Source organism: Streptomyces sp. NPDC050743, assembly GCF_044456925.1.
Lineage (GTDB): Bacteria > Actinomycetota > Actinomycetes > Streptomycetales > Streptomycetaceae > Streptomyces.
In genome coordinates, this window is the sequence record NZ_JBITGJ010000090.1 from 23,420 (window position 1) to 31,478 (window position 8,059).

9 protein-coding genes and 1 pseudogene are annotated in these 8,059 nt (G+C 71.0%); 7 read left to right on the forward strand and 3 right to left on the reverse strand.

What is annotated here, in order from left to right:
- The first annotated feature begins 11 nt into the window (after nucleotides 1–11).
- The 7 genes from ACIBJF_RS42780 (at nucleotide 12) to ACIBJF_RS42810 (ending at nucleotide 6,671) form a co-directional block, all read left to right on the forward strand.
- Nucleotides 12–533, forward strand: a complete 522-nt coding sequence (locus ACIBJF_RS42780) for an Lrp/AsnC family transcriptional regulator (RefSeq protein ID WP_323376913.1) — start codon at nucleotides 12–14, stop codon at nucleotides 531–533.
- 19 nt (nucleotides 534–552) lie between these two features.
- Entirely contained in the window at nucleotides 553–1,917 is a 1,365-nt protein-coding gene (locus ACIBJF_RS42785; RefSeq protein ID WP_399182430.1) for an aspartate aminotransferase family protein, read from the forward strand.
- 197 nt (nucleotides 1,918–2,114) lie between these two features.
- Nucleotides 2,115–2,855 (forward strand): ABC transporter ATP-binding protein, encoded by a 741-nt coding sequence (locus ACIBJF_RS42790; protein ID WP_399182432.1) that lies wholly within the window; start codon nucleotides 2,115–2,117, stop codon nucleotides 2,853–2,855.
- The gene (locus tag ACIBJF_RS42795; protein ID WP_399182434.1) at nucleotides 2,837–4,168 is read left to right on the forward strand and encodes a hypothetical protein; all 1,332 of its coding nucleotides are present in this window, start codon (nucleotides 2,837–2,839) and stop codon (nucleotides 4,166–4,168) included. The genes ACIBJF_RS42790 and ACIBJF_RS42795 overlap by 19 nt, the downstream gene beginning before the upstream one ends.
- 101 nt (nucleotides 4,169–4,269) lie before the next feature.
- Complete coding sequence (locus ACIBJF_RS42800) at nucleotides 4,270–4,677, forward strand: VOC family protein (RefSeq protein ID WP_399182436.1); 408 nt, start codon at nucleotides 4,270–4,272, stop codon at nucleotides 4,675–4,677.
- 16 nt (nucleotides 4,678–4,693) lie between these two features.
- Complete coding sequence (locus ACIBJF_RS42805; RefSeq protein WP_399182438.1) at nucleotides 4,694–5,818, forward strand: LOG family protein; 1,125 nt, start codon at nucleotides 4,694–4,696, stop codon at nucleotides 5,816–5,818.
- 160 nt (nucleotides 5,819–5,978) lie between these two features.
- Entirely contained in the window at nucleotides 5,979–6,671 is a 693-nt protein-coding gene (locus ACIBJF_RS42810) for an LAETG motif-containing sortase-dependent surface protein (RefSeq protein ID WP_399182439.1), read from the forward strand.
- Between the two features lie 74 nt (nucleotides 6,672–6,745).
- Here ACIBJF_RS42810 and ACIBJF_RS42815 read toward each other — a convergent pair whose 3' ends face one another.
- The 3 genes and pseudogenes from ACIBJF_RS42815 to ACIBJF_RS42825 form a co-directional block, all read right to left on the reverse strand.
- Entirely contained in the window at nucleotides 6,746–7,543 is a 798-nt protein-coding gene (locus ACIBJF_RS42815) for a maleylpyruvate isomerase family mycothiol-dependent enzyme (RefSeq protein WP_399182443.1), read from the reverse strand.
- Nucleotides 7,544–7,610: 67 nt separating this feature from the next.
- Nucleotides 7,611–7,970, reverse strand: coding sequence for a transposase family protein (locus ACIBJF_RS42820; protein ID WP_399182446.1), 360 nt, complete (start codon nucleotides 7,968–7,970; stop codon nucleotides 7,611–7,613).
- Nucleotides 7,925–8,044: pseudogene (locus tag ACIBJF_RS42825) on the reverse strand (transposase); the annotation flags it as partial. The pseudogene ACIBJF_RS42825 and the gene ACIBJF_RS42820, both read right to left, overlap by 46 nt.
- Nucleotides 8,045–8,059 lie beyond the last annotated feature (15 nt).

The window sequence follows — 8,059 nt, forward strand, 5'->3', positions numbered from 1 at the left end:
GTCGAGACCTCGTGCACAGTGAGGTCGTGGCCAGTCGAAGCGCAGACCAGAGGGACTCCACCCGCGAGTCCAGGAACGGCGGCACCCCCCAGTTGGATGCCGTCTCCCTCGCCATCATTCAGCAGCTCCAGGAGGACGGCCGCAGGCCGTACGCCGCGATCGGCAAGGCGGTCGGGCTCTCCGAGGCGGCCGTGCGCCAGCGCGTCCAGAAGCTGCTGGACCAGGGTGTGATGCAGATCGTCGCCGTCACGGACCCGCTCACCGTGGGCTTCCGCCGGCAGGCGATGGTCGGGATCAACGCCGAGGGTGATGTCGAGAAGATCGCGGACGCGCTGACTGACATGTCGGAAGTCGAGTACGTGGTGATGACCGCGGGCTCGTTCGACATCCTCGCCGAGATCGTCTGCGAGGACGACGACCACCTGCTGGACGTCATCAACAAACGCATCCGGTCCCTGCCCGGAGTGCGCTCCACCGAAAGCTTCGTCTACCTGAAGCTGAAGAAGCAGACCTACATGTGGGGAACCCGATAACCGTGAGGACCCGATAACCGTGAGCACCAAGGACCTCAGCCGCACCGCGTACGACCACCTGTGGATGCACTTCACCCGCATGTCCTCGTACGAGAACGCCCCCGTCCCGACCATCGTCCGGGGTGAGGGCACCTACATCTACGACGACAAGGGCAAGCGCTACCTCGACGGTCTCGCGGGTCTGTTCGTGGTCCAGGCCGGTCACGGCCGTACGGAACTCGCCGAGACCGCGTTCAAGCAGGCCCAGGAGCTCGCCTTCTTCCCGGTGTGGTCCTACGCCCACCCGAAGGCCGTCGAGCTGGCCGAGCGCCTGGCCGACCACGCCCCGGGCGACCTGAACAAGGTCTTCTTCACCACCGGCGGCGGCGAGGCCGTCGAGACCGCCTGGAAGCTCGCCAAGCAGTACTTCAAGCTGGTCGGCAAGCCCACCAAGCACAAGGTCATCTCGCGTGCGGTCGCCTACCACGGCACCCCGCAGGGCGCCCTGTCCATCACCGGTCTGCCCGGCCTGAAGGCGCCGTTCGAGCCGCTCGTCCCGGGCGCGCACAAGGTGCCGAACACCAACATCTACCGCGCCCCGATCTTCGGCGACGACCCGGTGGCCTTCGGCCGCTGGGCCGCCGACCAGATCGAGCAGCAGATCCTCTTCGAGGGCCCGGACACCGTCGCCGCGGTCTTCCTGGAGCCGGTGCAGAACGCCGGCGGCTGCTTCCCGCCGCCGCCCGGGTACTTCCAGCGCGTCCGCGAGATCTGCGACAAGTACGACGTCCTGCTCGTGTCGGACGAGGTCATCTGCGCCTTCGGCCGCCTCGGCACGATGTTCGCCTGCGACAAGTTCGGCTACGTCCCGGACATGATCACCTGCGCCAAGGGCATGACCTCGGGCTACTCCCCGATCGGCGCCTGCATCATCTCCGACAAGCTCGCCGAGCCGTTCTACAAGGGCGACAACACCTTCCTGCACGGCTACACCTTCGGTGGCCACCCGGTCTCCGCCGCGGTGGGTCTGGCCAACCTCGACCTGTTCGAGCGCGAGGGCCTGAACCAGCACGTGCTGGACAACGAGGGCGCCTTCCTGCAGACGCTGCAGAAGCTGCACGACCTGCCGATCGTCGGCGACGTGCGCGGCAACGGCTTCTTCTACGGCATCGAGCTGGTGAAGGACAAGAACACCAAGGAGTCCTTCAACGAGGAGGAGACCGAGCGCGTCCTGTACGGCTTCCTCTCCAAGGCGCTGTTCGACAACGGCCTGTACTGCCGTGCCGACGACCGCGGCGACCCGGTCATCCAGCTCGCCCCGCCGCTGATCTCCAACCAGGAGACCTTCGACGAGATCGAGCAGATCCTGCGCGCGACGCTGACGGAGGCGTGGACCAAGCTGTAGTCCGCATTCATCCGATCAGCTGATCGACACCGGCCCCGGTGCCGCCCGTTCGAGTGAGAACGGCGGCCCGGGGCCGTGTGCTGTCCGGCCTCCCGCCAGCGGCTGCCTAGCGTTCCAGTGACCGATCGGCCCAGCCTTCGTTCCCCCACACGAGGGACGAGACACGGGAAAACGGATCAGAACCGAGGTGTACGCCCATGGAGGCCCCGCCGGACAACGACGTGCTCTGGGCACGCTCCCTGCACTTCACGCACCCCGACGGCTCCCCCGGGCTCACCGGGATCTCGCTCGGCGTGCGCGAGGGCGAGATCCTCGCCGTCACCGGCCCGCGCGGCAGCGGCAAGACGACCCTGCTGCGCTGTCTGTCCGGCCTGGTGCCGGTGCGCAGCGGCGAGGTGTGGTTCAACAGCGCGCCCATGCACACCCTGGGCCCGATGCGCCGGGAGCGGCTGCGCCGGGACCGCTTCGGCTGGATCGACCCGGCGCCGGTGCTCGTCCCCGAGCTGAACGTCTGGGAGAACGCCGCGCTCGCGCTGATGCTGCGCGGCGCCGGCCGCCGCAGGGCCAAGGTCGCGGCGCTGGAGTGGCTGGAACGGCTCGACGTCGGCGACCGGGCCCGCAACCGCCCGCACGAACTCCAGCAGGCCGAGCGCCAGCGCGTCGCCATCGCCCGGGCGCTGGCCCCGGCCCCCACGGTCCTCTTCGCCGACGAACCCACGGCTCCGCTGCACCGCGCCGACCGCAACCACGTGCTGCGCACCCTCACCACGGCCGCCCGCTCGCACGGCATCACCGTGGTCCTCGCCACGCACGACCCCGACACCGCCGCCCTCGCCGACCGCACCGTGTCCCTCCTGGACGGCCGGCGCGTCAGCACCGTGCACCTGCCCGACGCTCCCGAGACGGAAGGCCGCGCCGCGTGGTCGCTCTCCGTCTGACCGGGGCGGCCCGGCCCGCCGTCCAGCTGCGCCGCCTGCTGGTGGCCGCGGCCTCGGCCGGCACCGGCTTCCTCCTGCTCTCCTGCTTCGGCTACGCCCTGAACCACCCCGAGGCCCCGGACGCCGCCGCGCTGCGGCTGTCCTGGTGCGCGGTGCCGCTCGCCGCCACCGTGTACTTCGCGCTCGCCGTCGCCCGCACCGACCCCGGCACCCGGCCGCGCACGGGCCTGTCCGCCGTGGGCCTCGGTCCGGCGCGCCTGATGGCGGTCTCCGCGCTGACCACGGCCCTGTCCTGCACCCTGGGCTCGCTGCTGGCCCTGCTGGCCTTCCTGTACCTGCGCGGCAACCTCACCGGCCTGCCCTTCGGCGGCGCGGCGACGGACTTCCTGGCGGCGGGCCGACACCTCCCCGTCCCGGCGACCCTGACCCTGCTGGGCCTGGTCCCGGCCGTCGCCTCGGCCACGGTGGCCCTGACCCTGCGCCCGAAGGACCCCCGCCCCGCCGCCCCGCTGCTGCGCAGGTACGGCCGTTTCGGGGCGTACGGCTACTCGGCGGCCCGGGAGACGTTCGGGACGTACGGCAGGTTCGGGGCGCGGGGGCGGCCGGGTGCCGGGGGCCCTCGCGGTCGTGCCGCCGGGGCGGCTGCCGACCCACAGCACGGCGGCAACCCGCCGGTGCCGGACAGCGACACCGACCCCGAACCCCCGACGGCGGACGGCGGCCTGGCCCACGTCATGCCCGGCCCCCGGCACACCGCCCCCACCGGCCTCCCCTGGGGCATCGCCCTCCTCGCCACCGGCCTCGCGGTCCAGTCCTACGCCGACCACGCGAACGCCGCCGTACTCCTCGGCTGGCTCCTCACCGCGACCGGCCTGGTGCTGGCCGCCCCCGGCCTGACCCACCTGTGCGGCCGTCTCCTGCAGGCCTCCCGCCCCGGCGCCCTCCGCCTGCTGGCCGGCCGGGTCCTCATGACGGAGGCCACCCGCATCGGACGGCCCCTCGGCGTCGTCTGCGCGGTCGGGTCCGCCGGCTACGCCATGACCACGCTGTACGCGGGCTCGGCACCGGCGTTCGGCCCCCTGACGACCCTCGGCGCGCTGCTCGTCACCGGCTGCACGGTCGCCACCCTCCTCACCGCGGCCGTGGAGACCCGCCAGTGCCGGGCCGACACGACCGCCGCGCTGCTGCGCCTCGGCGCCCCGGCCTCGATGCTGCGCGTGGCCGCGGCCCTGCGTGCGGCGGCCCTGCTGGCGCTGTTCGGCCCGCTCACCCTCGCCGTCGCCGCCCTGGCGGCCCTCCCCGTGGACCGCTGAAAAAAGGTCCACGGCGACCGATGAGTTCTCCGGGGACCCCCGGTCTACCCACCGAACACGATGCCCCCGGCGCGAGCCGACCACCTCGGGAGAGACACCTCATGTACCAGCAGATGATCTTCGTGAACCTGGCCACCGACGACGTCGCGGCGTCCAAGAAGTTCTTCACCGAACTCGGCTACACGATCAACCCCCAGTTCAGCACCGACGACTGCGCCTGTGTCGTGATCAGCGACACGATCATCGCCATGCTGCTGAGCAAGCAGCGCTACGCCGACTTCACGAAGAAGGAGATCGCCGACTCCACGAAGACCAGCGAGGTGCTGATCTGCCTGAGCGCGGAGAGCCGCGAGAAGGTCGACGAGCTGGTGGGCAGGGCGGTCGCGGCCGGCGGCACCGCCAACCCCGACGTCCAGGACCAGGGCTTCATGTACGGCCGTTCCTTCGACGACCTCGACGGCCACAGCTGGGAGGTCGTGTGGATGGACCCGGCGGCGGTCCAGGGCTGACACCTAGCATGGGCGGGTGCATCCGACACCCGCCCAGCCGAACCGTGCCGCCCGCGACCGTGAGATCGAGTCCCTCGCCGAGTTCGACGAGGTCGTCGCCGAGCACGGCACACTCGCCCAGTACCGCGTACAGGCCGTTGATCTGACGAGCCGTACGGACGTCCTGCTCGCCACCGACACGACCGGCGCCGTCTTCCTCGGCTGTCCCATGGACGCCGAGGCGGCCGCCGGGGTGCGCGCCTCCGGCGCCCTGGTCTTCCCGCCCGTCCCAGGGCTGCCGTTCGACCCGTACCGCGCTTTCGTCTATTCACCCGGCGAACTCTTCGACTCGCTCGACGAGGGCTACGAGGCGACTTCGGACGCCCGGGCCTACGCCTGGTTCCAACAGACCAAGGCCGACGGCGACATCTTCGCCTCCATGCTCCGCTCGATCCACGACGACGCCGTCTCCGACGCCCTCGACGAACTCCTCGTCGGCGCACGGGTGGTGGGCGTCATGGGCGGCCACGCGATGGCCCGCGGTACGGCCGAGTACGCCGGCGCCGCCCGGCTCGGCCGCGAACTGACCCGCGCCGGCTTCACGGTGGCCACCGGCGGCGGGCCCGGTGCGATGGAGGCCGCGAACCTCGGCGCGTACGCCGCCCCGTTCCGCGACGAGATGCTGCACGACGCCCTCCGGCTCCTGGCGAAGACCCCCTCGTTCCGGCCGTCCGTCACCGACTGGGCGCGCGCCGCCTTCGAGGTCCGCGAGCGCTGGCCCGGCGGCGGCGCCTCGGTGGGCATCCCCACCTGGTTCTACGGCCACGAGCCGCCCAACGCCTTCGCTGCGCACACGGCCAAGTACTTCGCCAACGCCACCCGCGAGGACGGCCTGCTGGCCCGCTCCAACGCCGGGGTCGTCTTCCTGCCCGGCGCCGCCGGGACCGTACAGGAGATCTTCGACAACGCGACGCCGAACTACTACGAGTCGCACGGTGAGCCGACACCCATGGTGCTGGTCGACGAGGAGCACTGGACACGGCAGTTGCCCGCCTGGCCCCTGTTGCGGGCACTCGCCCGGGGCCGGTCGATGGAGTCCCGTATCGCCCTGGTTGACCGGATCGAGCAGGCTCCGGAGGCGATCAAACGTCCCGGCGGTTAATAAGCAGGCAAAGTCAACAGCCGTTGGCGGCATATGCGTTGACACTCTTACGGAGCGCTTATAAACCTGTGAGCCTCTTGGGGGTGGTGGGGCACTCACCTCATTCGGTGTCCCAACACCCCCCGAACCCCCCGCAGTTGCACTCTGTAAAGGACAAGCGTTGTCCATAACTCACCGTGGCGTACGCCGTTCCGTGCGCATTCTGGGTGTCGCCTCCGCCTCGACCGCGATCGTGCTGGGTCTGTCCAGCTCCGCGCTCGCGTGCAACATCCGTGACTTCAAGGCCGAAGCCAAGTGCGACGGCGACAAGGGCGTCATCGTCGTCACCGACACCGACCGCTCCGGCACCCCCGCCACCGTCACCGTGTTCCTGAAGGACAGCGGTGGCGTGGAGACCCAGGTGGGCAAGCAGGAGGTCAAGGGCTCGGCCGAAGGCACTCCGGTCAGCTTCCCGGAGCAATGGAAGCCGAGCGCGACCTACCGCGTCCACATCAAGGCGGCCAACATCGTCGACGAGGACATCCAGCCCGACCTGGTGACCCCGTCCACCGCCTGCAAGACCGACAGCCCCACCCCGACCCCGCCGGCCTCCTCGACGCCGAAGCCGTCGCCGTCGAAGTCCGCCCCGGCCGAGTCGGCCGGCCCGACCCCGTCGGCCTCCGAGTCCAGCTCCGCCCCGGCGGGCGCGTCGAGCAACGCGCCGTCCCCGGCGGCCGGTGACTCGAACCTCGCCGAGACCGGTGCCAACTCCAACACCGGCCTGATCGCCGGCATCGCGGGCGCGCTGGTCGTCGTCGGCGGTGGCGCGGTCTACTTCGGCATGCGCCGTCGTGGAGCGCGCGGCAACGGCTGACGCCTCACCCGCTCACACCAGTACGCCACCGCGGCCCGTCCTCCTATCCCCAGGGGACGGGCCGCGGTCGTGCGTCAGCCGAAGGTGGCCTGCTTCAGCCAGAACTCCAGCAGCTCACGCTCACCGAGGACCTCGAGGCCGGGGGTGTCCAGCGGCAGCCGGTTGTAGAAGGCGAGCAGCACGGAGGTGAGCGGGCCGCGCAGGGCGACCGTGGCCTTCTCGTGGCCGCGCCGCCAGCTGACGCCGTCCTCGCCCAGCTCGACGAGCCACTCGGCGTTCAGCGCCGGGTCGGCGTCGGTGGCGTGCAGATGGATGCTGCGGCCCGGGCCGCGCAGCTCCGTCGACCACTCCCGCAACCCGGAACGCTGCACCCACTCCACGAGCTGCAGCCACTCGTCCAGCGCGTCGGCGGCGACCTCGGGCGCGACCTCGTAGGGCGCCCCGACGGTGAGCGCGGCGTCCGCGCGGTGCACGGTGATCTCGTGGGTCATCCGGCGGGCCCAGAACCCGCTCGTGGCCGTGCCGGTCCAGGACCACACCTTGGCGTCGGGACCGGCCTCGCGCAGCGCCCCGACGACCAGTTCGCCGGTCTCCGCGAGCCATGCGTCGAGGGCTGCCGCGTCCCCCTCGGCGTCCGGTCCCGCGCCGAGCGGCACCTGCTCGTGCGGGACCATCTCCTGGGCCCGGGTCCCCACGAGCGCGGCCACCCAGCGCAGGGCGCCGCCCATGTGCCGTACGAGCCGTTCCAGCGTCCACTCCGGGCAGGTCGGCACCGTGGCCGTCAGATCGGCGCCGGAGGTGAGCAGGGCCCGGAACCGGCCCACCTGGTCGGCGATTTCGTCGCAGTAGCGTTCATGCGCGAGCAAGGTCATGACCCTCAGCCTAAGAGCCATCACGTAATGCGGGCAGGAAACTGCTGCCCCGCGCGGGGTGCTTCGTTTACCGGATGTCGAGCTTAAGGTTGTGGAGTGCGGCGACGCCTGCGACGGCGTGGTTGATCGCCTCGCCTCGGCGTCGGCATTGGCGGAGGATTTGGTGGTCTTTGAGTCTGGCGATGGTGTGTTCGGCGATGGCGCGGCGTTTGCGGAACCGGCGGTATTTGCGGTCTTTGATGATGCGTCCGTCGGGACCTCGTTGTGGTGTTCGGATGCGGTCGCTCCCGCGGTAGCCGCCGTCACCGGACAGGCGGGATGGTCGGGAAGTGTTCTGTGGAGGGTTTCGCGGAAGACGACAACATCGTTGCGGTTGCCTGGCCAGGCGTCGCTGACGGCAACCACGCGGCGGTCGCGGGCGCGGCAGACGATCTGCACGTTGACGCTGCGCCGGTAGTTCTTGCTTTTCGCGGTGCGCTGCTGGTCGTGGACGGGGATCAGCGTTCCGTCGACGAC

What these genes read in the sequence shown, in the direction of transcription:
- ACIBJF_RS42815 (WP_399182443.1), bottom strand. Translation starts at nt 7,543, where the DNA reads ATGACCTTGCTCGCGCATGAACGCTACTGCGACGAAATCGCCGACCAG.
- ACIBJF_RS42790 (WP_399182432.1), top strand. Translation starts at nt 2,115, where the DNA reads ATGGAGGCCCCGCCGGACAACGACGTGCTCTGGGCACGCTCCCTGCAC.
- ACIBJF_RS42800 (WP_399182436.1), top strand. Translation starts at nt 4,270, where the DNA reads ATGTACCAGCAGATGATCTTCGTGAACCTGGCCACCGACGACGTCGCG.